This window comes from Rodentibacter rarus (assembly GCF_001998965.1).
In the GTDB taxonomy this organism is placed as follows: Bacteria; Pseudomonadota; Gammaproteobacteria; order Enterobacterales; family Pasteurellaceae; genus Rodentibacter; species Rodentibacter rarus.
Map to the genome: position 1 here is coordinate 21060 of NZ_MLHJ01000009.1, position 24899 is coordinate 45958.

25 protein-coding genes and 2 pseudogenes are annotated in these 24899 nt (G+C 40.7%); 10 read left to right on the plus strand and 17 right to left on the minus strand.

Going from position 1 to position 24899, the window contains the following annotated elements:
• Nucleotides 1-29 precede the first annotated feature (29 nt).
• Nucleotides 30-563, minus strand: coding sequence for a disulfide bond formation protein DsbB (gene dsbB, locus BKK50_RS01160; RefSeq protein ID WP_077414535.1), 534 nt, complete (start codon nucleotides 561-563; stop codon nucleotides 30-32).
• Between the two features lie 9 nt (nucleotides 564-572).
• Nucleotides 573-2114, minus strand: coding sequence for a Na(+)/H(+) antiporter NhaB (gene nhaB / locus BKK50_RS01165; RefSeq protein ID WP_077414537.1), 1542 nt, complete (start codon nucleotides 2112-2114; stop codon nucleotides 573-575).
• Nucleotides 2115-2246: 132 nt separating this feature from the next.
• Here nhaB and fadR point away from each other — a divergent pair, with 132 nt between their 5' ends.
• Genes fadR through ruvX form a run of 4 tightly spaced genes read left to right on the plus strand, consistent with a single transcriptional unit; the run spans nucleotide 2247 to nucleotide 4742 of the window.
• Nucleotides 2247-2972 (plus strand): fatty acid metabolism transcriptional regulator FadR, encoded by a 726-nt coding sequence (gene fadR / locus BKK50_RS01170; protein WP_077414682.1) that lies wholly within the window; start codon nucleotides 2247-2249, stop codon nucleotides 2970-2972.
• 56 nt (nucleotides 2973-3028) lie between these two features.
• The gene (rsmE, locus tag BKK50_RS01175; RefSeq protein ID WP_077414539.1) at nucleotides 3029-3766 is read left to right on the plus strand and encodes a 16S rRNA (uracil(1498)-N(3))-methyltransferase; all 738 of its coding nucleotides are present in this window, start codon (nucleotides 3029-3031) and stop codon (nucleotides 3764-3766) included.
• A complete protein-coding gene (locus BKK50_RS01180) occupies nucleotides 3763-4323 on the plus strand; it encodes a YqgE/AlgH family protein (RefSeq protein ID WP_077414541.1) in 561 nt (186 codons plus the stop codon). The genes rsmE and BKK50_RS01180 overlap by 4 nt, the downstream gene beginning before the upstream one ends.
• The gene (ruvX, locus tag BKK50_RS01185) at nucleotides 4323-4742 is read left to right on the plus strand and encodes a Holliday junction resolvase RuvX (RefSeq protein WP_077414543.1); all 420 of its coding nucleotides are present in this window, start codon (nucleotides 4323-4325) and stop codon (nucleotides 4740-4742) included. The genes BKK50_RS01180 and ruvX overlap by 1 nt, the downstream gene beginning before the upstream one ends.
• 63 nt (nucleotides 4743-4805) lie before the next feature.
• Here ruvX and rlmB read toward each other — a convergent pair whose 3' ends face one another.
• The 9 genes and pseudogenes from rlmB to BKK50_RS01230 form a co-directional block, all read right to left on the minus strand.
• Nucleotides 4806-5546, minus strand: a complete 741-nt coding sequence (gene rlmB, locus BKK50_RS01190; RefSeq protein WP_077414545.1) for a 23S rRNA (guanosine(2251)-2'-O)-methyltransferase RlmB — start codon at nucleotides 5544-5546, stop codon at nucleotides 4806-4808.
• Nucleotides 5547-5583: 37 nt separating this feature from the next.
• Complete coding sequence (gene rnr, locus BKK50_RS01195; protein WP_077414547.1) at nucleotides 5584-7917, minus strand: ribonuclease R; 2334 nt, start codon at nucleotides 7915-7917, stop codon at nucleotides 5584-5586.
• 239 nt (nucleotides 7918-8156) lie between these two features.
• Nucleotides 8157-8981, minus strand: coding sequence for a 3',5'-cyclic-AMP phosphodiesterase (gene cpdA, locus BKK50_RS01200; protein WP_077414549.1), 825 nt, complete (start codon nucleotides 8979-8981; stop codon nucleotides 8157-8159).
• A 15-nt stretch (nucleotides 8982-8996) separates the two neighbouring features.
• Nucleotides 8997-9623: an ADP-ribose diphosphatase gene (nudF, locus tag BKK50_RS01205; RefSeq protein WP_077414551.1), complete on the minus strand. Its 627-nt coding sequence runs from the start codon at nucleotides 9621-9623 to the stop codon at nucleotides 8997-8999.
• A 187-nt stretch (nucleotides 9624-9810) separates the two neighbouring features.
• The gene (locus BKK50_RS01210) at nucleotides 9811-10512 is read right to left on the minus strand and encodes a putative quinol monooxygenase (RefSeq protein WP_077414553.1); all 702 of its coding nucleotides are present in this window, start codon (nucleotides 10510-10512) and stop codon (nucleotides 9811-9813) included.
• A 266-nt stretch (nucleotides 10513-10778) separates the two neighbouring features.
• Nucleotides 10779-11723, minus strand: a complete 945-nt coding sequence (locus BKK50_RS01215; protein ID WP_077414555.1) for an aldo/keto reductase — start codon at nucleotides 11721-11723, stop codon at nucleotides 10779-10781.
• Between the two features lie 203 nt (nucleotides 11724-11926).
• Nucleotides 11927-13078, minus strand: a pseudogene (locus BKK50_RS13170) (amidohydrolase family protein).
• A gap of 192 nt (nucleotides 13079-13270) precedes the next feature.
• Nucleotides 13271-13951 carry a type 1 glutamine amidotransferase domain-containing protein gene (locus BKK50_RS01225; protein WP_077414557.1) on the minus strand — a complete coding sequence of 227 codons (681 nt, stop codon included), beginning with the start codon at nucleotides 13949-13951 and terminating at the stop codon, nucleotides 13271-13273.
• 23 nt (nucleotides 13952-13974) lie between these two features.
• Entirely contained in the window at nucleotides 13975-14277 is a 303-nt protein-coding gene (locus tag BKK50_RS01230) for a superoxide dismutase (protein ID WP_077414559.1), read from the minus strand.
• A 189-nt stretch (nucleotides 14278-14466) separates the two neighbouring features.
• Here BKK50_RS01230 and BKK50_RS13020 point away from each other — a divergent pair, with 189 nt between their 5' ends.
• Nucleotides 14467-14835 (plus strand): helix-turn-helix domain-containing protein, encoded by a 369-nt coding sequence (locus BKK50_RS13020; RefSeq protein ID WP_077414561.1) that lies wholly within the window; start codon nucleotides 14467-14469, stop codon nucleotides 14833-14835.
• A gap of 169 nt (nucleotides 14836-15004) precedes the next feature.
• Here BKK50_RS13020 and BKK50_RS01240 read toward each other — a convergent pair whose 3' ends face one another.
• The 3 genes from BKK50_RS01240 to BKK50_RS01250 form a co-directional block, all read right to left on the minus strand.
• The gene (locus tag BKK50_RS01240; RefSeq protein WP_077414563.1) at nucleotides 15005-16369 is read right to left on the minus strand and encodes a sensor histidine kinase; all 1365 of its coding nucleotides are present in this window, start codon (nucleotides 16367-16369) and stop codon (nucleotides 15005-15007) included.
• 2 nt (nucleotides 16370-16371) lie between these two features.
• Nucleotides 16372-17052, minus strand: a complete 681-nt coding sequence (locus BKK50_RS01245; RefSeq protein WP_077414565.1) for a response regulator — start codon at nucleotides 17050-17052, stop codon at nucleotides 16372-16374.
• A 107-nt stretch (nucleotides 17053-17159) separates the two neighbouring features.
• Complete coding sequence (locus BKK50_RS01250; RefSeq protein ID WP_077414568.1) at nucleotides 17160-17801, minus strand: PepSY domain-containing protein; 642 nt, start codon at nucleotides 17799-17801, stop codon at nucleotides 17160-17162.
• A gap of 291 nt (nucleotides 17802-18092) precedes the next feature.
• Here BKK50_RS01250 and BKK50_RS01255 point away from each other — a divergent pair, with 291 nt between their 5' ends.
• The gene (locus BKK50_RS01255) at nucleotides 18093-19586 is read left to right on the plus strand and encodes a PTS transporter subunit EIIC (RefSeq protein ID WP_077414570.1); all 1494 of its coding nucleotides are present in this window, start codon (nucleotides 18093-18095) and stop codon (nucleotides 19584-19586) included.
• Between the two features lie 62 nt (nucleotides 19587-19648).
• Here BKK50_RS01255 and BKK50_RS01260 read toward each other — a convergent pair whose 3' ends face one another.
• Both BKK50_RS01260 and BKK50_RS01265 read right to left on the minus strand, forming a co-directional pair.
• On the minus strand, nucleotides 19649-19948 hold the full coding sequence (locus tag BKK50_RS01260) for a YciI family protein (protein ID WP_077414572.1): 300 nt from the start codon (nucleotides 19946-19948) through the stop codon (nucleotides 19649-19651).
• 49 nt (nucleotides 19949-19997) lie between these two features.
• A complete protein-coding gene (locus BKK50_RS01265) occupies nucleotides 19998-20555 on the minus strand; it encodes an NAD(P)H-dependent oxidoreductase (protein WP_077414574.1) in 558 nt (185 codons plus the stop codon).
• Nucleotides 20556-20661: 106 nt separating this feature from the next.
• Between BKK50_RS01265 and BKK50_RS01270 the strand changes: the two genes are divergently transcribed.
• From BKK50_RS01270 to BKK50_RS01285, 4 genes and pseudogenes are all read left to right on the plus strand, one after another.
• Nucleotides 20662-21564: a LysR substrate-binding domain-containing protein gene (locus tag BKK50_RS01270; RefSeq protein ID WP_167366629.1), complete on the plus strand. Its 903-nt coding sequence runs from the start codon at nucleotides 20662-20664 to the stop codon at nucleotides 21562-21564.
• 126 nt (nucleotides 21565-21690) lie between these two features.
• Nucleotides 21691-21919: pseudogene (locus tag BKK50_RS12740) on the plus strand (PTS ascorbate transporter subunit IIC); the annotation flags it as partial.
• A gap of 990 nt (nucleotides 21920-22909) precedes the next feature.
• Nucleotides 22910-23950, plus strand: a complete 1041-nt coding sequence (locus BKK50_RS01280; RefSeq protein WP_077414578.1) for a YeeE/YedE family protein — start codon at nucleotides 22910-22912, stop codon at nucleotides 23948-23950.
• 15 nt (nucleotides 23951-23965) lie between these two features.
• The gene (locus tag BKK50_RS01285) at nucleotides 23966-24187 is read left to right on the plus strand and encodes a sulfurtransferase TusA family protein (protein WP_077414580.1); all 222 of its coding nucleotides are present in this window, start codon (nucleotides 23966-23968) and stop codon (nucleotides 24185-24187) included.
• A 56-nt stretch (nucleotides 24188-24243) separates the two neighbouring features.
• Here the strand turns inward: BKK50_RS01285 and nanQ are convergent, their stop codons facing one another.
• Nucleotides 24244-24714: an N-acetylneuraminate anomerase gene (gene nanQ, locus BKK50_RS01290; RefSeq protein WP_077414582.1), complete on the minus strand. Its 471-nt coding sequence runs from the start codon at nucleotides 24712-24714 to the stop codon at nucleotides 24244-24246.
• Nucleotides 24715-24899 lie beyond the last annotated feature (185 nt).

Below are 24899 nucleotides of genomic sequence, written 5' to 3' on the forward strand. Positions count from 1 at the left end.
GCATTCACTTTTAAGAAAACCTTATTCTTTTAATTAAACAACCGTCTTTGTCTGCGGGTTTTCTTCACCTGGGCGATGAGTATCACTACAAGCACAATCACATAGACAGCAAAGATTGCCACAAGCCATTGCACCATGGTGATGCCAAATAACGACCATTGGCTGTTATCACAAGTGCCCGTTGGGTTGAAAATACTTGGAAACCACTGATGGAAAGGGAGGGTTTCCGGAAAATTAGGGAGAAATTCGCATTGTTTCCATGGGGCTGGGTTCATTTGGAGATCAAGGTGACGAATGGCTATTATCAAACCTTTTATGCCGCTAAATAAACCTAATGCGAGCGAGATTAAACGAACGATTAGTGAGCGGGGGGCAAGAAAGCCAATGATACCCGCCAAAAATAAACCACTCATTGCCAGACGTTCATACACACAAAGCACACAGGGTTGCAATCCCATACCGTATTGGAAATAAAGTGCGGTCAATTCTAAGGCTAAACTTGAAAAAGCCAGCAAGAACCAAGTGGAACGTTTTTCTGAAAATTGTTTAAATAATGCGAGCATATGTTTTCCTTAAATTGGCTGAATTAGTCCTAAATTTGCCAACCAGATGGTAGCAGCCGGTAAGATATATTCAATGGCAAACAAGCCCACTAAGGATAACACAATCGTGTAAGGTAATGCCATGTAAACCATTCTGCCATAAGAAAGGCGGATTAATGGTGCAAGCGATGAGGTTAATAAAAATAAGAAAGCGGCTTGACCGTTTGGTGTGGCAACAGACGGCAAGTTTGTACCGGTGTTGATTGCCACTGCGAGTAATTCAAATTGGTGTGGGCTAATCACGCTGTTAGTGAGTGCGGCTTTCACTTCGTTAATGTAAACCGTTGCGACGAAAACGTTGTCGGAAATGGCAGAGAGCAAGCCGTTAAAAACATAGAATAAAACGAGCTGTGTGCTTTCACTGGCGGATAAGACATAGTGAATAATGGGTGAGAACAGTTTTTGATCGATAATCACTGCGACCACGGTAAAAAAGACCACAAGTAATGCCGTAAATGGCAAGGATTCTTGGAAAGCTTTACCAATAACGTGCTCGTTTGTAATGCCCGTCAATGCGGTAGCAAGGACAATTACGGTTAAACCGATCAAGCCTACCGCCGCTAAATGGAAAGCCAAACCAATCACAAGCCAAAGCGCAATGAGCGCTTGGATAAAGAGCTTCATTTTTTCTTGCTTTGACATTTTTTGCGTATTGTTACGATCTAAACGAGCCAATACTGCCCAGACTTTGCGAGGAAGTTTGGCTCCATAGCCGAATAACTTAAATTTTTCCACTAAGTAGCAAGTGAGTAAACCGAAGGCTAAGACAGGTAGGGTAACCGGCGCCATACGGAAGAAAAACTCAATAAAGTTCCAATTGGCTTGTTCGGCAATAATTAAATTTTGGGGTTCTCCCACCATCGTCATTACACCACCGAGTGCTGTTCCAACCCCTGCGTGCATCATTAAACTTCTTAAAAATGCACGAAACTGTTCTAATGTCGTCCGGTTATCACCTAATTTATCATCATTGGTGATGTCAACGAGATCATTTAATTTATTTCCTGAGGCGACTTTGTGATAGACACCATAAAAACCCATAGCGACACTAATAATGACTGCAACGACTGTTAGCGCATCTAAAAATGCAGATAAAAATGCAGCACTAACGCAAAAAGCTAAAGAAAGGGTAATCTTAGATTCAATGGCGATCAGCAATCGGGTAAACACAAATAACAAGAGTTGTTTCATAAAATAAATGCCGGCAACCATAAACATCAGCAATAAAACGACTTCAAAATTTGCCATAATTTCAGCCTTTACGTGCGCCGGACTGGTCATACCGATGATAACCGCTTCAATAGCAAGCAGCCCACCCGGTTGCAACGGATAGCATTTTAATGCCATTGCGAGCGTAAAAATAAATTCGGCTACTAAAACCCAACCGGCAAGAAAAGGACTGATAAAAAAGAAAATAATCGGGTTGGCTATCAGAAAAATGATAATGGCGAGCTTATACCAATCCGGGCTTGCGCCAAGAAAGTTTTTCATTAAGGCCTGTGTGTAAGTCATAAATTACTCCTGTTCTTTAAAGTGTGCTCATTGTAATATAGAGTGCTTTAAAGGATAATACCCGAAGATAAAGATTTGCTGGATAAATCGTCTTTTTTTGATTTTGTTAGGCTTTTCTAACGTTTAATGATTATGAATACAGACAATACACTTTTAAAAGCCCAAAGCCCGGCGGCACTTGCCGAAGAATATATTGTGAAAAGTATTTGGGAGAATGTGTTCCCCGCCGGGACTAATTTACCTTCAGAACGCGATCTTTCAGAGAAAATCGGCGTAACACGCACAACGTTACGCGAAGTGTTGCAACGTTTGGCTCGTGATGGATGGCTCACCATTCAACACGGAAAACCCACTAAAATCAACAATATTTGGGATACCGCCAATCCAAGTATTATCGAAACCTTAATTACGCTCGATCAAAATTCAGCCCCTTTGATTATCGATAATATGTTATCGCTACGCAGTAAAATGTCGGAATTTTACATTTATGAGGCGGTAAGAAAATCCCCCCAACAAGCCGCCCTGCTATTTAATACGTTAAATGAATTAGGTGATACGGCAGAAGATTATACGGAATTTGATTATCATATTTTTCGTCAGTTTACCGTATTAGCCAATAAGCCTTTTTATCGTTTAATTTTCAATAGCTTAAAAGGGGTATATCAAAAAATTGGGTTGTTATTTTTTAGCCATGAAGAACACCGTAAGTGTACCAAACAGTTTTATATAGAATTACAACAAATTTGCCAAATCGGTGATGCAGAATCTGTGGTAAATTGTATCCGTAAACATAATTTACGTTCCGCCACCTATTGGAGTGCTATTTTGGAACATTTACCCCACAATCTTTCTGACTAATCAGGAAAAAGTGCGGTAAAATCAACCGCACTTTTCTTTTATTTTTTCATCACATTATGCGTATACCTCGAATTTATCATCCACAACCTCTCGAAACCCTCTCTCAATGCTCCCTTTCCGATGAGGCGGCAAATCACGTTGGACGGGTGCTACGCATGACAGAAGGCGAACAGATTGAGCTTTTTGACGGCAGTAATCATATTTATCCGGCTCGGATTATTAGCGCCGGTAAAAAATCGGTGAGTGTTGAAATTTTAGGGCGTGAATTTGTCGATAAAGAATCAAACCTCAACATTCATTTAGGTCAGGTGATTTCTCGTGGTGAGCGTATGGAGTTCACCATTCAAAAATCTGTTGAATTGGGCGTGAATGTCATTACACCGCTTTGGTCGGAACGCTGTGGCGTGAAACTGGACGGGGAGCGTATGGATAAAAAAATTCAACAATGGCAAAAAATCGCCATCGCCGCCTGTGAACAATGTGGCAGAAATGTGATCCCACAAATTCGCCCCTTAATGAAATTACAAGATTGGTGTGCGGAAAATGATGGTGCATTAAAGTTGAATTTACACCCTCGCGCCCAATATTCCATAAAAACCTTGCCCCTCATTCCAAAAGAAGGGGTGCGTTTGTTGATTGGCTCCGAGGGGGGATTATCGCCTCAGGAAATAGCCCAAACGAAACAGCAAGGTTTTACTGAAGTGTTATTAGGAAAGCGTGTATTGCGTACAGAAACGGCATCTTTAGCCGCAATCAGCGCACTACAAATTTGTTTTGGAGATTTAGGCGAATGATGGATTTACAAGGACAATTTTTAATTGCAATGCCACATCTAACGGATTATTTTCACCATACGGTTGTTTTTGTTTGTGAACATAATGAACAAGGCTCAATGGGCGTGGTGATTAACCAACCCACCGATCTCAGCATTGCGGAGCTTTATAGCAAACTGAATTTTATGATGAAAAATGACCGCACTTTTGATGATACGATGGTGGTGGCAGGCGGTCCAATGCATACCGAACGTGGCTTTATTGTGCATACGAGTACTTTTTCCGATTTTCAGCACAGTTATAAAATCACCGATGCTCTCAGCCTGACGACTTCTGCCGATGTCGTGGATACCTTCGGTTCTGTACAAGCACCGGAAAAATATTTGGTTGCATTGGGTTGTGCCGGCTGGTCTGCTGGACAATTGGAACAAGAAATTGCAGACAATGCGTGGCTCCTTGTGCCGTCAAACGATACCATTTTATTTGATACGCCTTATGAAGAGCGCTATCTTGCAGCAAGCCAATTATTAGGGATTAATATGCACAATTTCGCCACGGCACAAGTGGGGCATAGTTAATGAGCATTACCGCCCTTGCCTTTGATTTCGGCACAAAAAGTATTGGCTGTGCCGTGGGACAAAGTATCACAGGTACTGCTCAAGCCTTACCGGCATTTAAAGCACAAGATGGCATCCCAAACTGGGATGCCATTGAAAAATGTTTAAAAGAATGGAAACCGGATGTAGTTGTGGTTGGGTTACCACTCAATATGGACGGAACAGAGCAGGATCTCACCTTACGGGCAAAAAAATTCGCTAATCGTTTAACCGGGCGGTTTGGTGTGAAAGTAGTGTTACAAGATGAGCGTCTTACAACAACAGAAGCGCGAAGTGAAATTTTTGAACGTGGCGGTTTCCGTGCATTAAAAAAGGGTAAAGTGGATGGCATTTCAGCCTGTTTGATTTTAGAAAGTTGGTTTGAAACATCACTAAAATAAATTGCATTGAAACAAAAAAAGAGGTAGCGCATAAATTATCTGCTACCTCTTTTTTATCTCTGTTTATGCATTCAAACGCTGACGTACGATTTCAAACAAGCATACGCCAGTTGCTACTGATACATTCAAGGATGAGACCGAGCCTGCCATTGGGATACTAATCAACTGATCGCAATGTTCACGAGTTAAACGACGCATGCCTTCGCCCTCAGCCCCCATCACGAGAGCCAGTGCACCGGTCAATTTGCTTTGGTAAAGGGTTTCTGTGGCTTCACCGGCGGTACCTACCACCCAAATATTGTGATTTTGTTGTAAATCACGAAGAGTACGGGAAAGATTGGTAACACGAATAAGCGGTACCGTTTCCGCCGCACCACAAGCCACTTTGCGAGCCACTGAGGTGAGTTGTGCAGATTTATCTTTTGGTACAATCACTGCGCTGACCCCCGCCGCATCAGCAGTACGCAAACAAGCCCCGAGATTATGGGGATCGGTCACGCCATCCAGCACCAATAATAGAGGATTTTGTTTTTCCGCAAGAATAACATCAAGATCATTTTCGTTGAGTTCTTTTGCCGCCTGAATGCGGGCAATTACGCCTTGATGCACTTCGCCATTGGCTTTTTTATCCAACGTTTGACGATTAACAAACTGCACGCCAATCCCTATTGCGTGAAGCGAATTCAACAAAGGCTGCAAACGTTTATCTTCACGGCCTTTTAATACAAACACTTCAATTAAACGCTCCGGTGTATGGGCTAAAATGCTATTGACGGCGTGAATACCATAAATCTGTTCTGACATAATTTTTCTCTACTTTTTAATTTTAGGGCGATATTATTTACGTTTTTTCTTTTTTTTGAAAAACTTCTTTATTTTTAACCGCACTTTTACGCTTTTTTGTCGCTTTTAGTGGCAATTCCTTAAAGACTTTCTTTGCACGTGCTTTTGCGGTTTTTCCTGCTCTGCGAGGTTTACGTTCGCTCCCCACCAGGGAGAAATCAATCATTTTCTGTTGCAAATGAACAGCTTCGACACGAACACGCACTTTATCGCCCAAGCGATATTGCATTCCGCTATTTTCACCAATTAAGCGTTGTTTTGTTCCATCAAATTGATAGTAATCGTTTTCTAGCGTTGAAATATGCACTAAACCGTCAATGAATAGCTCATCTAAACGCACAAACAGCCCAAAACCGGTGACGGAAGAAATGACCCCGTTAAATTCACTGCCAACGTGATCTTGCATATATTCGGATTTCAACCAATCCGCCACTTCACGAGTGGCTTCATCTGCACGGCGTTCTGTCATTGAGCAATGATCGCCAAGCTGATCCATTTCCTCAAAAGAATAATGATAGCCACCACTGTCAGTAGTTTTGCGTTTTGCTCCTTGTTCTTTAGCAAGTAAATATTTAATACTTCGATGGAGCGTTAAATCAGGATAACGGCGAATAGGTGAGGTAAAATGAGCGTACTCTTCCAATGCCAAACCAAAATGTCCGATATTGTCTGCATTGTACACTGCTTGGCTTAAGGAACGGAGCAACATTGTTTGAATTAATTCGTGATCCGGTCGTTGTTTCACTTTTTCTAACAGTGCAGCGTAATCTTTCGTGGTCGGTTTCATTCCCCCCTCTAAAGTTAAGCCGAACTCACTGAGAAAAGCACGGAATGAGGTCAGCTTTTCTTCACTTGGTGTGGCGTGAATACGATATAGTGCCGGTTCCTTATGTTTTTCCATAAAATTTGCCGCCGCAATATTGGCTAAAATCATACATTCTTCAATGATTTTATGGGCATCGTTGCGGATTACCGGCTCAATACGTTCAATACGCCCCATGGCATTAAAGATAAATTTGCTTTCAATGGTTTCAAAATCAATCGCCCCACGTTGATGACGGGCAGAAAGTAATGCCTGATAAAGATGATGAAGTGATTCTAAGTGAGGGACAAGTGCGTGATAGCGTTCACGAAGCGCCTTATCCCCCTCTAATATTTTCGCTACTTTGGTGTAGGTTAAACGGGCGTGGGAATTCATCACCGCCTCATAAAAACGATAATTCGTCAGTTTTCCCTTAGCCGAAATTTGCATTTCGCACACCATACATAGGCGATCCACTTGTGGGTTAAGCGAACACAATCCGTTCGATAACACTTCCGGCAACATCGGTACCACTCGGTTTGGAAAATAGACCGAATTTCCCCGGTTATAAGCTTCGTTATCCAGTGCTGAACGCAAACGCACATAATAGCTCACATCGGCAATAGCCACCCAAAGTTTCCAGCCTTTACCTTGTTTTTCACAATACACCGCATCATCAAAATCTCGGGCATCTTCACCATCAATAGTCACAAGCGGTAAATCACGCAAATCCACCCGACCTTTTTTCGCCTCTTCCGGCACTTCTTCAGTGAATTTTTTAACATATTTTTCCACGGCAGTCGGGAATTGATGAGGAATATCGTGATTACGCAGCGCAATTTCGACTTCCATCCCCTTTGCCATATTATCACCCAAAATTTCGGTGATAACCCCTATTGGCTGGCTGAACGCTGCGGAGCGTGGTTGCAACTCCACCACAACCACTTGTCCCATACGGGCACCATTGCGGTGTTCATTTGGCACAAGAATATCACGCCCGATACGGCTATCATCAGGCACCACATAACCAAAGCCGTTTTCTAAGAAAAAACGCCCAACAATCTGTTTCTTACGATTTTCCAACACTCGCACAATACGGACTTCACGGCGGCCACGGTGATCGAAATTGGCCGGCTGGGCTAACACAAAATCACCGTGCATCACGCGTTGCATCTGATGATTAGGAATAAATAAATCCTCTTTTTTCCCCTCAACTTGTAAGAAGCCAAAGCCTTCTCGATGACCTATCACCAACCCCTTAACCAGATCGAGTTTTTCCGGCAAGGCATAACGTTTACGTTTCGTAAACACAAGCTGTCCGTCATTTTCCATTGCTCGCAAACGACGTCTCATCGCTTCTATTTTTTCCTCATCACGAATAGAAAGTGCGGTCAAAATTTCTTCCCGATTCATTGGGGCATTATTTTCACGAATGACATTTAAAATAAGCTCCCGACTTGGGATAGGATTACCATATTTCGCTAATTCTTGTTGGTAATGGGGATCTTGGTATTTTCGTTTTTTTATCATTATTTTTTTACAGTTTTAAAAAGTGGGGAGAGTTTGACACTGTAAGAGGGATTTTACAAGCTTAAGATATATTCCCTAATTCTTCGGATAAATTGAGTAAATCCATCTTGTGTTTAGTTAAAGGACCGTGAACAATAAAACAGGAGTGTATCCCTTTATTTAGATTGAGTTTGACACTCATATTCTAAGTAGGAAATTCCCCCTGTTTGTTGTGATTTATCAGATTTGATCTTCTATACTTAATACCCTTCTTCCTGCATATTTGGTAAGAACACTGTCTGTCGGATTCGTTTCACAGTCGTCACAATTGTACCATCTGAATGTAATTCAATTTCCCGCCAACCGGGCTGTGCTTCATCAAGCGCAAAATGCTGGCTGTCTGCTTTAAACTGAATACAGGTTGAAGGCGTTGCCATCACTTGATAGCCTTGCCAAAAGCTATCCACCTGTTGATGAATATGTCCGTATAAAATCCCTTTTACATTCTTAAAGGAAGAAAGCACGTCAAATAAATCGTGGGAATTACGCAAATTATGTTGATCAAGCCAAGCAGAATTGGTCGGCAATACATGGTGATGAAACACGATTATTGTATGATGTTCAGGATATTTTTTTAATGTGGTTTTCAACAAATCCAGTTGATATTGACTCAATTCGCCATGAGGTACACCGTAAACTTGACTATCCAACAACAAAACCTGCCAATGTGCGCCCAACACAATATGTTTTGCCCTCTCCATAGGCGGTTGGTTGAGATTTTCCACCATTTTCGGTTGGAAATCATGATTACCGGGTATCCAAAAGACTGGCAATCCAAAAGGTTTTACCATTTTCACAAAACGCTGATAGCCTTCATCACTGCTATCTTGCACTAAATCACCGGTTGCCAATATCACATCAAACTCCCGGTTTTCTTGTTGAATTTCCTTCAAAACTTGGGCAAAACTGGCTTGAGTATTAATCCCCAATAATTCGTTTTTTTCATCTTTAAATAAGTGGGGATCGGTAATCTGTAATAATTTCACAATCGGATTTTCGGTCTGATAGACAAACGTATTCTTCATAGATGGCTCCTCACCTTACTGCCAACGTTGTTGCAACTGAGCATAATTTAATTGAAGCCATTGCAAACCCATCACTGCAATGCCATTATCAATTTTCCCTTCGCACATCCATTGATACGCTTGTTCACGTTTTACAACGTGTACGAGAATGTCTTCATTTTCACAAGCCAAACCGTGAATTCCTTTTGCTTTTTTACTGTCCACTTCCCCTGCGAATAAATGAATCCGTTCAACCACGCCACCAGGACTATCCCACACGCTAAGACAATGAGTGAGGTGCTTGACACTCACCCCTGCTTCTTCTTCACTTTCTCGCAAGGCAACCTCTTCCGGTCGTTCGCCTTTTTCCACCATACCGGCTATTAACTCTAATAACCAAGGAGAGCGGTTTGGTTCAGGATGATAAGCCGCCCCAATACGAACCTGCTCAACCAACACCACCGCATCTTCTCTCGGATCGTAAGCAATCACAGCAACGGCTGCACCTTTGATAAGTAATTCACGCTCTACAACACCACTTTCCCCCCCGGCAAAAAGTTTATGTTTAAATTGAATTTTCTTGAGCGTGAAAAAGCCTTCATATAGGACATCCTCATTAAGAATTTCAATATCACGCTGATTAAACTGTTGAATTTCAGACATCTTTTTCTCCAAATACTGCGGTGAAAATCATACGCTCAAAAAATGATAAAACAAACAAGGGGTTTATACTTTTTATTAAAACTTTGACATGGCTCACAAAAAACAACAATCCGCACGTAAAACGTGCGGATTTTAGGCTACCCTATAAGAGCAGAGAACTTCATTCCTCCTCTCTGTTTTGTGAAAGCTAGGGTTGGTTAAAATACAAATTCCCTTGATTACTCAAAAACGCAGGGCGAATTTCCACATAGCTTTTTTCTTTCAACATCTTCTGTGTTTGTTTCAGGTAATCTTGAAAATGGGGCGTTTCTCGATGATGTTGATAAGCCGCATCATTCGCATAGATTTCAAAGAAAATCCATTTATTGGGATTTTCTTGCTCTGTGGCGGCATACATCGCAATCACGCCCTCTTCCACTTTTAGCGATTGTGCCATTTCTGCGGTAACAATCTTTTTGAATTGTTCGTTATATTCAGGTTTTACTTCCACAGGTACATAATTCGTACGCATTTCAGGCGTTTGTACCACTTTTTTACCCCCTAAAAATTGTGGAACTAATGCAATACGTTTTTTGTGATCCGTTAAAATCTCGGGTGAGGCTGTTAAAAATGCCTGATATTGAGGCGAAGTGCGGTGGGTTTCATAAGCCTTTTGATCTGCATAAATTTCCACCATATAGGCCATATTGGGATCGGTTTTCGATTTCACCGAATACATTGCCAATGTCCCTTTTTCATTTTGAATTGAGGTGCTGATATTGTGTTCGGCCACAGCGTTATATTGCGCTTCAGCCCCCTTTTTCACGCCAAGTTCAAAAATGTTCATCACTGGCGTGGCATTTACGGTGATTGCCATAGTAAGTCCTAAAAGTGCGGTCAGTTTTTTCATTGTTTTTTCTCTCAAAATAATGATTATGTTTATTTCTTCGTAAATTGATAGTGCCAAATCTCCCCTACCCCTCTTTGCTAAAGAGGGGATTATTTTAAGGGTTTATTTACATTTTATAGTTTTCATACATAAAAATATCAATGAGCCGGTTCATCTTTATTCTATAAAGAACCGCCCTCCTCTTTAGCAAAGAAGGGTTTGGGGAGATTTGTCAGAAAATAAAACAAAGAAATCAGTTTATATTATCAATGTGGCAAATTTTGCAATTATGCCTCGCCTTCCCAGCCACCACGGGTATCTACGCCCGTTTCTTTTGCCAGTTGCTCCAGCGTTGCCACTTGCTCAGGGCTGAGAGCAATTTGTGTGGCTTTAGCGGCATCGGTCACATGATGAACTTTTGTTGCCCCAACAATGGGTAACGTGCCTTTATGAATTGCCCAAGCTAATGCGATTTGTGCTGCACTCACACCTTGTGCTTCGCCCATTTCCGCCATCGCATTCGTTAATTTCGCCAATTGTGGCAACACCTTATTGTAGGTGGTGGCACGCATTGAGCCTTCAGGTAGTGGATTTTCCACATTATATCGACCACTTAATGCCCCTTGTTCCAACACCATATAGGCAAAAAATGTAATTCCGTTCGCTTGGCAATAATCAAGTAAACCGTCATCAATAGCATTGCGGTAAAGTAGACTAAAGTGATTTTGCACCGCTTCGATCTTGAAACCTTCCGCACCGAGAATTTCATTAACACGTTTTACTTGTTCCAAACTATGATTTGACACCCCCACTGCTTTCACTTTTCCACTTTTGAGAGCCGGAATTAAATAAGGCGACCAACGTTCTACATCTAATGAATTGTGTATCCAATAAAGATCAATCTCTTCCACGCCTAAACGCTCAAGGCTGCCCTCCAGCATCGACATAAAGGGATCTGATTGGTTTTCATCGGCAAGATTAGGGGTGAATTTTGTGGAAACTATCACACTGCCTTTTGGTTGTTGGCGAATAAATTTACCCAACTCTTTTTCAGAATCGCCTAAACCGTAAGCATAAGCGGTATCCCATAAATTCAAGCCATTTTCCATTGCCGCATCAAACACGGCTTTCATTTGTGCTTCCGTTAGATGGTTGCCAAACACTGCATCACCACCAAATGCTCCAACACCCCAAGACCAAGTGCCTAATGCGATTTTTGGTAATTGTTTCATTTTGTTTTCCTCTTTAATTGGTGAATTATCTGAAAAGTGCGGTTGTTTTTACAAAAGATGTTGAAAACCAAACCGCTTGTCGTTTGTTTACTTCGCCTATTATATCGGTGTTTATTTTTTTGATTAGTCGGCTAGCAGTAAAATCATTATTAGGAAAAAACGAATAATTGCCTATTTTATACCCAGTTATCAATGTTTAAATTTTACGCCTTAATCCCAAACAATTTCTCGGCATTTTTATGGGCAATTAATGCTTTCTCTTCCTGTGAAATCGGTAAGTTTTCGAGAAAATCACGCACACCATCAAGGGTTTGGTAGGGATAATCCATCGAAAATAAAATGCGTTCAGCCCCGACTAAATCATAAATAAAGCGGAAGTGCGGTTGGGTCAGCATACCACTTGGGCTGACAAAAACCTGTTGTTTAAAAGTGTCGATCAGGCTTCGTTTTAAACCGGTGGCGGCTTGTGGCAGACTGTCATCTAAACGATGAAGATAGAACGGCAACATTTCTCCCCAATGTCCACTGATCACTTGTAAATTCGGGTAGCGATCAAATACACCGGATAACATTAATCGCAATAAATGGATCCCCGCTTCATTGTGCCAGCCCCAACCAAACATTGAAAGGCGAGCGGTCACCTCATCATCAAAACCGCTGTAATAGGCTTGTTGTACAGCTGGCACAGGAATACCGGGGTGAAGATAAAGCGGCACCTTCAACTCATCAAATTTCGCTAACAATTTTTCATAACGTGGGTTGTCCAGAAAATCATCAGAAGGTCACCCATTTAGCAAAGCACCGCATAAACCTAACCCTTTTACCGAGCGTTCCAATTCTGCAGCGGCTTGCTCCGGTTCTGCCCAAGGCAATGTTGCCATGGCCGCAAAACGATTAGGGTGCGTTTTAATGGCTTCGGCTAATTGATTATTCACCTGTTGATGCATTTCAAGCGAGGCAAATTGTGGAAAACCGCCCACAGAAAGCACCTGCATATTAATATTCGCTGCATCCATATCCGCCAAGCGTTTAACATCAAATTCCATACCTTTCGGGTTAATTAAGTCATTTTTCTCAATTTGAGGTCGGCTGTGATCGGGGTTATTGCCATCTTTCACCCGTTTTCCCCAATCTATGAGATAGGGCACTTGTTGAAGTACTTGTGGCAGAGTGGCTTTGGCGATATTGGGATCTAAAATATGTTCTTCGACACAAATTAGTTTCATTTTATGACCTACTTTTTTAGGTTGATTTGATAAAGCAATCGGTTGTGCTGTGCTGATATGAGGTAAAAATCCCCCCGCCAAAACAACCGCACTTTGCGTGAGAAATTGACGACGATTGAGATTGTTCATATTTGTAAAATTTTTGTAGATTTGATCGCTAGTAATTGTCCCCTCACCCGTTTACGGGAGAGGGGGGAGAAAATCCAAAGGATTTTCGGAGGGAGAGGGGGAAATTTATATAACTTCCCCTCTCTCTGGCTGCAAGTGCTAAACGCACTTTACGTTGGTCTCTCTCCCACAAGCGGGCGAGAGGATAAGATTTTACCCTTTCAAAACCTTAACCACTTCCACGCCCACTTTGTGTGCAGAAGCCGGGTTTTGACCGGTGACTAAGCGGCCATCTACATAAACGTTTTCAGACCAATTTGGGGCTTCATGATGGATTGCACCATGTTCGATCAATGCACTTTCAAGCAAGTAAGGCACGATAGCTGTACCGCCCACTTCCTCTTCTTCTTTATTCGTAAATGCCGCCACATTTTTACCTTTCACAAGGTATTCACCGTTGCTTAATTTTGCATCTACTAATGCCGCCGGACCGTGGCATACCGCTGAAACCACACCATTGCTTTCATACACTTCACGAATTAAACGTTGTGCATCTTGGTTTTCACGGTAATCCCACATGGTTCCGTGGCCGCCTGCGAAGAAGATCGCTGAATAATCGGCGCCATTCAATTCTGCCACACTTGGTGTGTTGGCAAGGCGTTTTTCTAAATCTGTTTCTTCCCAGAAATATTTGTTCACAGGATCAGTGAAATCAAGGCTATCTTTATCAATCGGGGCTTGCCCACCTTTGATCGATGCGATAACCGTTTTGAAACCCGCCTCTTCCATCACTTTTAACGGATGAGTTAATTCGCTTAACCAAAATCCTGTCGGAATGCCGGTATTGCCTTTTTCAGTGGTGCTGGTTACCACACATAAAATCGGTTTTGTCATTTTACTTTCCTTAATTTTGTTCATTACGCTTTGTGTTCATCAGCAAAAAGTTGCTCTACAAAGAGGTAGTTGCCTAATGGAATATAATCAAAGTCGATTAAACCTGCTTTCGCTAATGGAAATTCGGCACATACTTCTTTGGCTTTTTCCACACTCCCTGCCTCAACAAAAACCGCAACACCCGGTCGATCTTGGCGCATATAGATCTCACGAATGAAATCAGATTTAATCAATGCCCAACCATGTTTGATTTCATTTAACAAATGAGGGGCATAATCTGCCGGGGTAACCCCTTCGCGTGGTACGTCTAAAACTAAAATACGCATGTTTGACTCCTAATTTCTTTTATTGAAAAAATCACACCTATTTTTAATAGATGAATTATTTTAGCAAAAAAAATTTAAATTTTTAATAGATGAAAATTAATGAGATTAAGTTTTAATTAATGAAATTCAGTTGAACCTTGATTTGCTTGAAAATTCATTAACTGAAAATTTTAAGCAAAAGAAACAATAATGGCTCAATTAAACCCTTCTAAAGCCGATCATTTGATTGGAAAACGTATCCAAATGCGCCGTAAAGAAGTTGGCTTGACCGCCGATCAACTTTCCGAAAAGATCGGCATTTCACAACAACAATTGCTTCGTTATGAACGGGGTGATAACAAAATTAATATCAGCCATTTAATGTTGATAGCCCAAGCCTTAGAAACCCCATTAAACTGGTTTTTCTTGGATTGTTGCAGCAAAGCCACGCTCACTAATGATGAACTCAAAGCCCGTTACGATTATCACTGGCAACAATTCGATCACCAACAACGCCAAGCCGTTGTCAATTTTCTTGATTTACTCAGTGCAAGTTATCAAAAACAACAAGGTAAATAATCGAAAGTGCGGTTATTTTTTCCAATGTTTTTGCTATACCGTACTGTTTTGATGTGGCGTATTATAGGCTTTAGATTTAAATTGATTAGTCGGGGAATACTAAATTGAGTATTAGGTAAAACCTAAGAATTCTTTATTTCTAGGGGAAAACGTTACCTTCGGATCGTGGTCAGTTCCCCCTTGGCAACCACACTTCCACCAACAAGCCGCTTTCAAACTTCTCACTGTCTTTCAGTGTTAAACTTCCCCCATAGTGTTTCACAATTTCCATAGCAATGGTCAAGCCCAGTCCCGAGCCTTGTTGGTCTGAACCGAGAACACGATAAAACGGCGCTAACACAGATTGTCGTTCTTCTTCCGGTATTCCTTTTCCGTTATCTTCCACTTTTAACCGGATCCCTTCAGATGTAGTCTGTGCGCTGAGGTCGATTTGGCTCCCTTTGGGGGTATAGCGAATGGCATTGTCAGTGAGGGTTTTGACTAGCAAGTAAAAATCGGTTTCATTACCGTAGAATGTGACTTCTTGCTCGCCCTCAACACCCAAGTCTTGCTGTTTTTCTAATGCGAGGGGGAGCAAATCTTCAATGACACGGCGGAAAATCGTTTGTATATCCATTTCACGATAAGGTTTTTCCCCTTGATTTTGCAGGCGGGCAAGAGAAAGTAATTGTTCCAATAAATGACGACTACGTTGAATACCTTGTTTTACCGCACTGAGTTGTGTTTTTGTTTCTGTCGGCAAATTCTGGGTAGAAAGTTGTTCTATTTGTAAAGAAAGTGCGGTCATTGGGCTACGCAATTCATGTGAGGCATCGGCAATAAAACGTTTTTGTTGCTGAATAAAACCATTTGTGCGTGACAATAACCGATTGATTTCCATAACAAATCCACGGATTTCGCTGGGAAGCTGGTGGGTTGGTAAGGGCTGTAAATTTTGTTCGTGTCGTTGTTCTACTTTTTTTGATAAACGTTGCACCGGTTTCATGGTTGATCTTACAATCACAATGGTGAGTAAAATCACCAGCGGAAACAAAACGAGTAACGGTAACACACTGCTCCAAGCATTACGGAATGCCAAGGCTTCCCGATAACTGTTATCTTGAATGACGATAATTCTGCCTTCCGGCGTATGACGTACATAAGTGCGGTAGAATTGGTCGGCATTTTTTTCATGTTTATGGGGGCGCATTTCCTGTGGCATATTCTCTGCGAGCATACGGCGATATTTTTTTCCCTCTTTTTTCAAATTGTGAAATCCCTCCGCCATTTGTGCCGGAAAATCCGTTGAAGGGGCGCCGGGGCGATTGTGATCAAAATAGACTCTAACCCGCCCGTCAAGCATTTTAGGCGGTAAAAGTGCGGTAGGATTTTCCGATAAATTGACAGAGCCGGAAAAGCGTTCCAACATCTCATCTTGTAGCTTATTGGTTTCTCGGTAAGTGTTATAAAATGCCATCCCGCCGGCACTTAATGCCACAAGGGTGAATAAAATTGTCAACGCCAAAATGAGGCGAAATTGCAGGGAATATCTCATCTTTATTTTCCAATCGGTTCATTTTTTTCCACTAACCAGCCCACACCCCGTACATTTTTAATATGTGCTTTGCCGATTTTTTTCCGCAGACTATGAATTAAAAAATCAATGGCATTACTTTCTACTTCATCACCCCAAGCATAAATTTTATCTTCTAATTCAGCACGGGAGTGAATTATCCCCGGGCGGTTCATTAGCGCTTGTAAAATAGCAAATTCTTTATTGCTTAAAAGGATAGGTTCAGCTTGCTCGGTAACGGAAACCTGATAATTCGTTGGATTTAGTGTGATTGAACCATTGGACAATAATGGCGTACTTTGTCCCCTTTGTCGGCGTAACACCGCACGAATTCGGGCGAGTAATTCAGCAAGATCAAAAGGTTTAATCATATAATCGTCAGCGCCACCGTCTAAGCCGGCAAGGCGACTGTCTAAATCATCTCGGGCGGTGATAATAAGAACCGGCGTATGATTTTGAGTTTGGCGTAAATGGCGTAGCACTTGCAAACCGTCTTGCCCGGGTAAACCGAGATCCAACAACACTAAATCATAGGATTGTGCGCTCAATGCTTGTTCCGCCGTATTACCATTGTTGACCCAATCTACCGCATAACAGGCATTTTTCAATCCTTCCGACAGGCTATCTGCGATCATTCGATCATCTTCGACTAATAAAATTCGCATAATTTTTTACCAAAATAAAACGTCCTCAGGGCTTATTCATCATACCGAAAATTTGGCAAAGGAAAACCGCACTTTTTCATAAAGTGCGGTCGATTTTCAATGTGTTTTTACATCGGGCGTTCAGTGTGTAAGCCCCCTCTGTACCCTTCTTCATGATGATGTTTGCCTTTGCCGTGTCTTTCTTTATGTTTATGCTCACCTTGGCGATAGCCTTGATGTTTTGGCATATCCATAATCTCACCAGTTTCACCATTCACCATAACGTGGAAGCGTTGCCCGTTGGCACTGGTTTCAATTTTATACAAGCCTTGTCCATCACGGAATTTTAAATCAGCCTCTGCCACTTTACCGCCTGTTTTTTCTATGGCGACATTCATAGCCTGTTCAAAGGAAATTTTAGGTGTGTTTTGATTTTGGCGTACTTTTACTTCTTTTGGGGTTTTGCTGGTTGTACCTAAAATTTCACCGTTTACGGCATCTACATCCACTTGATGTTTTTGATTATTGGCGAAAAGATCTACTTGGAAATAATCCTTACCGTATTTGGTATGACGAAATTCCACTTCTTTGACTTTAGCATCCGCACCGATTTTATTTTGTGCGGTACTCAGTGCTTGGCTTGCGGAAATTTGCGTTTTTGCTAAGGCTTCTTGCGCCTCAGGTGAAATCGCTTGCGCCATATTCGCCACACCGAATGCCGTTACACCGGTTAATAAAGTAGCTAAGATAGCCTTGTTTGATTTTTTCATTGTTTTCTCCTTGTATGAAGTTTGAGAGTGACGGTTCGCAACCCACTTGCTTTCCGATGGTGTGAATTTTAAAGGGAGAAAATTAGGGGAAAATTAGCAGATAAAATTTCTATAAAAAATGTTAACACTATCACAAAATCAACGTTTGATCGTTGATTATAGAGGGATTTAGTCATAGAGTGTAACTATTTGATTTATCTTACTGTGATAAGAAAAAAGTCATATCTATTTGTGATTTATCTTGAAGTATTCACTTCAATGATAGAAATTTCAAATTAAAGTGAGGAACCTATGTTTAAACAACTCCAACAAATCGGCAAAGCCTTTATGTTGCCGATTGCCATTTTGCCTGCCGCCGGTCTGTTACTTGGTATTGGTGGTGCATTATCCAATAAAGCTACGGTACAAGCCTATCCCATATTGGATAATCCTTTATTGCAAGGGATTTTCCAAATTATGTCTTCTGCCGGTTCGGTGGTTTTTGCGAATTTGGCATTATTTCTTTGTATCGGTTTAGGTATTGGACTGGCAAAACGGGATAAAGGCGTGGCTGCACTTGCGGCAGTGGTCGGTTATTTGATTATGACCGGGACGATTTCTGCCTTAATTCCTCTGTTCTCCCCTGAAGTAAAAAGTATCGATACCGGTGTGATTGGATCATTAGTGATGGGATTGGTGACAGTAAAACTGCATAATCGTTACCATAATATCCAATTACCGCAAATCTTGGGCTTTTTTGGTGGTTCCCGATTTGTGCCAATTGTCACGGCATTTACGGCGATTTTTATTGGTGCCATTTTCTTTTTAATTTGGCCGACTTTTCAGAGCTGGTTAGTGTCCGCAGGACAAAGCATTGCTTCAATGGGTGAGATCGGTACATTTTTCTATGGTTTTCTTATGCGGTTAAGTGGCGCAGTAGGGCTACACCATATGATCTATCCGCTATTTTGGTACACAGAATTGGGTGGAACAGAAATCGTAAACGGCGAAACGATTATTGGTGCACAAAAAATCTTCTTTGCTCAATTAGCTGATCCGAACCATCAAGGCTTATTTACTGAAGGCACACGTTTCTTTGCCGGTCGTTTTGATACTATGATGTTTGGTTTACCGGCAGCCTGCTTGGCGATGTATCATTGTGTGCCAAAAGCTCGCAGGCCAAAAATTGGCGGATTATTTTTAGGGGCGGCCTTAACCTCATTCATTACCGGTATTACTGAACCTATTGAATTTATGTTCTTATTCGTTGCGCCTTGGCTTTATGTTTTCCACGCATTTTTGGACGGTGTTTCTTTCTATATTGCCGATTTACTGAATATTTCCATTGGAAATACGTTCTCCGGCGGATTTATTGATTTCTTACTCTTTGGCATTTTACAAGGTGAGGCAAATACCCATTGGGTTCGTGTTATTTTTGTCGGTATTCTTTGGGCGGCACTCTATTATTTCTCCTTCCGTTTCTTAATTACCCGATTCAATGTGATGACACCGGGAAGAGCGGAAGAGATAGAAGAAAGCGTAGAACGGCAAACCACTTCTCTCACGGAAAATGCTCATCAGATCATCGTAGGTCTTGGTGGTGCGGAAAATATCGAAAATGTGGATGCTTGCATTACCCGTTTGCGGGTATCCGTTAAGGATGTGAAATTAGTGGATAAAGCCCGCTTAAAATCCCTTGGAGCCATTGATGTGTTGGAAGTCGGTGGAGGAATTCAAGCCGTTTTCGGTGCGAAAGCCGTGTTATATAAAAGCGAAGTCAATCAGATTTTAGGAAAAGAAGATTAGATAATAAATATCCTCCCTACCATTTTGGATAAGGGAGGATATGTATTTTATTGCGTGACAGACTAGGCTTTCACTACTTTACCAATATTTGCAGCAATCATTTTCGGCGCAAACTCACGGATTTCATATTCAGCTAAATTCGGATAGTAGCAATCTTCTTCTAAAATTTTTTGTAATGTTTCACGGCTTTCTGTTTCGGCAAAAATGACACCCGAATGTGCATCGGTATCCGTATAAGGGCCAAGCATTAAAAATTGACCTGCTTGGAAATATTTCTTAAACCATTCAACATGGATTGGGAATAATTCATTGTGTTGTTCTTCAGAAATGTCTGATTTAACAGTGATATTAATAATATACATCGCTTTTCCTTTAATAATGTGATTGATTTATAGGCTGAGGAATTAAATATCAATCCACTGCTTTCTCAATCTCAGTGACTAAACGTGCAGCGTGCTCTTGCGCTATCATTTTTTGCTCCGCAATTTTAGCTTCATCACGTCCTACATAGCTTAATCCATAAGTGATCACCGGGCGTTGATAGTCTAAATTGCATAACGCTGCAAAGGTTTCAAACTGTGATAAATAATCTTCTACGGTGTGTTTGAAGAAGCCCTCTTTTTGATATAGCGCGTTTGGTGCACCGGTCGTCGTGGAAATAATCAATTTTTTACCACCAATTTTAGCCGTTGAGCCGTGTGCAAAGCCGTGAACGAATACTTTATCAATCCATAATTTCATTAATCCCGGGACGGAATACCAAGAGAACGGAAATTGAAACACGATCACATCCGCTTCTAAAATGGCGGATTGCTCCGCTTCAATATTAAATTGATAGGTTGGATAAAGACTGTCTAAACGGCGGATTTTGGCATGAGGTAAGGATTTTCCCACCGCTTGTAAAATCTCAGTATTTGCTACGGAGTGGTTTAAATCAGGGTGACCTGAAACGATCAGTATATTTTTCATTGCATTTTCCTGTGTCGAATTGTTATCTGATGTTGCGCATTATAGCCAAAATATTTATGATGATTAAGTAGAGAAAAGCGAAAATACTTTTAGGAATAAACTAATAATGAAAGATAATTCGTATTATGGACAACTCAATGTTTTTCAAATCATTGCACAAGAAGGCAGTATTTCCGCCGCGGCTCGTAAACTGGGCATTGCCGTGCCTTCTGCCAGCCAATCGTTGAAGTTATTGGAACAAAAAATGGGTGTTCCCCTGTTTCATCGCACCACAAGAAATATTCAGCTGACCGAAGCGGGGCGACAATTGTTTGCCCGAACAAAAATGGCAATGATGACGCTCAATCAAGCGTTCGAGGAAATCCAAAATTTTAATAGCGAACCGAGTGGTACGGTTCGGATCACCCTTTCCCGCTTTGCTTATCAACTAATTTTACGCCCCTATTTAACGGAATTTCATAACCGTTATCCACAAATTCAACTGGAAATTTCCCTCAATGATGCCTTAGTCAATTTATTAGAAGAAGGCTTTGATCTTGGTATTCGATTTGGCAATCGCATTGATGAGGGAATGATTGCACGTCAATTACTGCCTGCATTTAAAGAGGGGCTGTATGTGAGCCAAGCCTATTTACAAAAATACGGTAAGCCCAAAACACCGAAAGATTTGACCGCACACCAGCTCATTGGTTATCGCTTTATTTCTTCCAATCGAATTGAACCACTTGTATTGAATATTGATGGGCAAGAGACGGCATTGAATATGGATACGCCCTTACTTTGCAATGATCCTGAAATTATTGCCGATGCTACTCGTCAAGGTTTAGGAATAGGACGAATTTTTGAACCCAATATGCAAACTTTTGAGGATAAAGAAAATTTTGTGCCGATTTTACAAAATCATTGGCGTGAATATCCGCCACTCTATTTGTATTATTTACAACACAGCCAAAAAGCAAGGAAAGTACAGTCGGTGATTGAGTTTTTATTGGAGAAAATGGGGAAATGAAAGTGTGGTTAGTTTTGTTGTTTTTTTTACCAAGAAAAAATTAAGAAAAAGCTAGAAAAAACTCGTATTTATCACTTCGATACATTGTCTCTTGCTAACAACTCAGCATTTAATTCAATATAATGTGGGGCAATTATCGCTGTATTTACTTATGGTTTATTGATCACTTCTTACCGATTTTTTTATTACCTGTGCTTGGTTTTTCCAATACCACATTTTACGATTCGAATTTTAGTGCGGTAGGGATTGTATTAGGCAATATGGCTCAATATTTATTGCAAATATTATTCCGGTTATAATTGTCGGAATCTTTGCCTTATTAGTAGTATATAACTATATGGCGAAAAAAACGTAGGAAGGTGAGTTATGAACACAATGCGTCTTTCACGATTTGTCAATCAAATTCGATTATCCGAATACAAGTGAGCCGCAGAGAGCAGCTTTGTCAATGGAAATAGTGGTATTTTTCTACCGCTCAATTAACCCCTTGCGGTAAAAACCATTCAGATTGATTCACTCTTCTTGCACTAGGTTTATTATTTAGCCCACCGACTTATTTTTCTTTTGCCTTTTGACTACCTCAATAACACCATGTCGTATAGGATGATACAGAATTTCATCATATTCTAACTTTTCCATTTCAAAAATTTTTAAAACAATTTCACTGGTTGCTATCCATTAATTGATATATTTTTTGCAGAATAGCTGCAACCAATTTACAGGGGATTTCTTTAATAAACCGTTTTTGAGATAAGTGTATTTATGTGCTTCAATTGGAACATTGGTATTTAAAAAGAAATTATCGTGATTAGGATTGAGAATAAACAACGCCTCCTCAGTTTTGATCTTTGTTAAAGCATTTTCACGACAATATTTAAAATGCTCTGCTTTACGCTTTAACGTATTAATTTTACGATTGATAAGTGGATAGTTATGTGAATTTACATAAAAATCACCATTGAGTTAAAATTTCAATAGAGATTTTAAGGCTTTTAATCGGTTAGATATTTGTGCAACTACTACATAATACTGTAATTTTTAACCTCACTTTCTTTCTCATCTTCTATTTCTTATCAGTTTCTTTTATATTTGTTTATCAGAATCTTAACGTCAAGACTTAATCTGAGATATTCCATTATTGACGTTTTTTATCACTAATTGATTTCAATATTAAGATCGAAAGAATTATTAGTGATTTTTTAATTTAGAATTTTATTTGGTTTTCAGAGTAAAATTTGTCTTTATTCCTAAATTACATATCAATTAACCAAAAGTTCTTGGCATCTTCAGGCTGAATTCATTAAAAATAACCCTATCTTTTCTTTGTTTGACTTTAGGAGGACCAATGCTTTTAACCGGGTTATTTTGTGGAATTTTGCTTGGCTTTGTGATGCAACGTGGACGATTTTGTATCACGGGCGCATTCCGTGATCTCTATGTGACAAAAAGCAATAAAATGTTTGTTGCTTTGCTGATTGCCATTACTGTGCAATCCGTTGGTTTTTTCATTTTGAAAGAAGTGGGTTGGTTAAATATTGAACCGGTCAAAAACTTTGAATTTGTTGCCGTGATGGTCGGTTCTTTTCTGTTTGGCATCGGCATTATTTATGCCGGCGGTTGCGCTACAGGGACATGGTATCGTGCGGCAGAGGGTTTAATCGGGAGCTGGGTAGCATTGTTTATGTATATGCTGTTTAGTGCAATGATGCGTACCGGTCCTTTGGGCGAGTTCAATCAAACATTACGCAGTGTAAAAGTAGACGAACGCAATATTTATGAAAGTGTTGGGATATCCGCATGGTGGCTGGTGGCATTATTAACCCTTATCACAGGCTATTTGGTGTATAAACACTTGGCGAAACCACAAGCAAAAGTGGCAACACTCAAACCAAAGAAAACCGGCCTTGCCCATATTTTATTTGAAAAACGTTGGCATCCTTTTGTTTCTGCCACATTAATCGGTTTGATTGCCCTTGCGGCTTGGCCATTAAGTGTGGCAACCGGACGAATTGGTGGTTTGGGCATCACTACGCCATCAGCCAATATCATGCAATTCTTAATTACCAACGAGGTCAAATTTATTAATTGGGGCGTATTCTTAGTATTAGGGATCTTTATCGGTTCATTTATCGCCGCAAAAGGGAGCAACGAATTTCGTCTTCGCCTACCGGATACGCAAACTATGATACGCAGTACATTTGGTGGTTCACTCATGGGAATTGGAGCGAGCCTAGCAGGTGGTTGCTCAATCGGCAATGCCCTTGTCGCGACCGCTTATTTTTCATGGCAAGGTTGGGTATCCCTTCCATTAATGGTGTTGGGAACATGGTTTGCCGCTTATTTCACCATTATCCGTCCACAACAATTAAAAGCGGTTACCGCTTAATTTGAGGAGAAAAACATGATTGTAAAATTACCAACACTGGGTTTAGTTTGCCCTTTTCCCCTAGTGGAAGCCAAAGCCGAAATGGCAAAACTGAATAAAGGCGATGGCCTTGAAATTGAATTCGATTGTACGCAAGCCACCGAAGCTATCCCGGCTTGGGCGGCGGAGGAAGGTTATGAAGTCACCAATTTTGAACAAATCGGTGACGCAAAATGGACAATCACTGTCCTGAAATAAGCAACCAAAGTGCGGTTAAAAAACAACAGGATTTTTAACCGCACTTGACATAAAAACTAAATTAACGAAACCGGCACTTTCACCACCAGCTTCTTAATTTTTTCCGCCTTTCCATTCACTAAACAGCAAGGTTTGTGCGGTTCGTAGGGATAAAATACGGCAAACATATTCGGCGTTAATGTGACTGTAAATTTATTTTCAATTTCTGCTGAGGTGAGCTGATAATCATCAGCTTCATTGTAATCTTCATAGCTTGCTAAATCCGGATAGGTTGCACCAACTTCGATGTTTTCTGTTCCCTGAATTAACACTTGTATGTCGAGATAGTTATGGTGTAATTCTGCTTTTTTACTGCTTGCTTCTGCTGTTTCCGGTTCCATCACGTTCATATAAATTTGATCGTTAATATCATGACGACCGGTTTCTAAGGCATTGAGGTCTAATGTATTGAGATAATCGCACACTTCCACAATCACTTTTGGTAAACCCACTTTAAAATTCGGGTTAGTTAGGCTGCTGATAATCATCTTCTCTCCTTATGAATGAATAAAAATCAAGCTATCATAACAAGTTGCTGTTATGAAATAAAGTTACCAATCACAGCAAAACATCTGTATAATGTGCAAGTTTTATTTTCTGTATTAGCGTGCGGCTAACAAAAGAAATTTTTTCACAAAAGTGCGGTCAATTTTCTTAAAGATTTCTTTTGCTA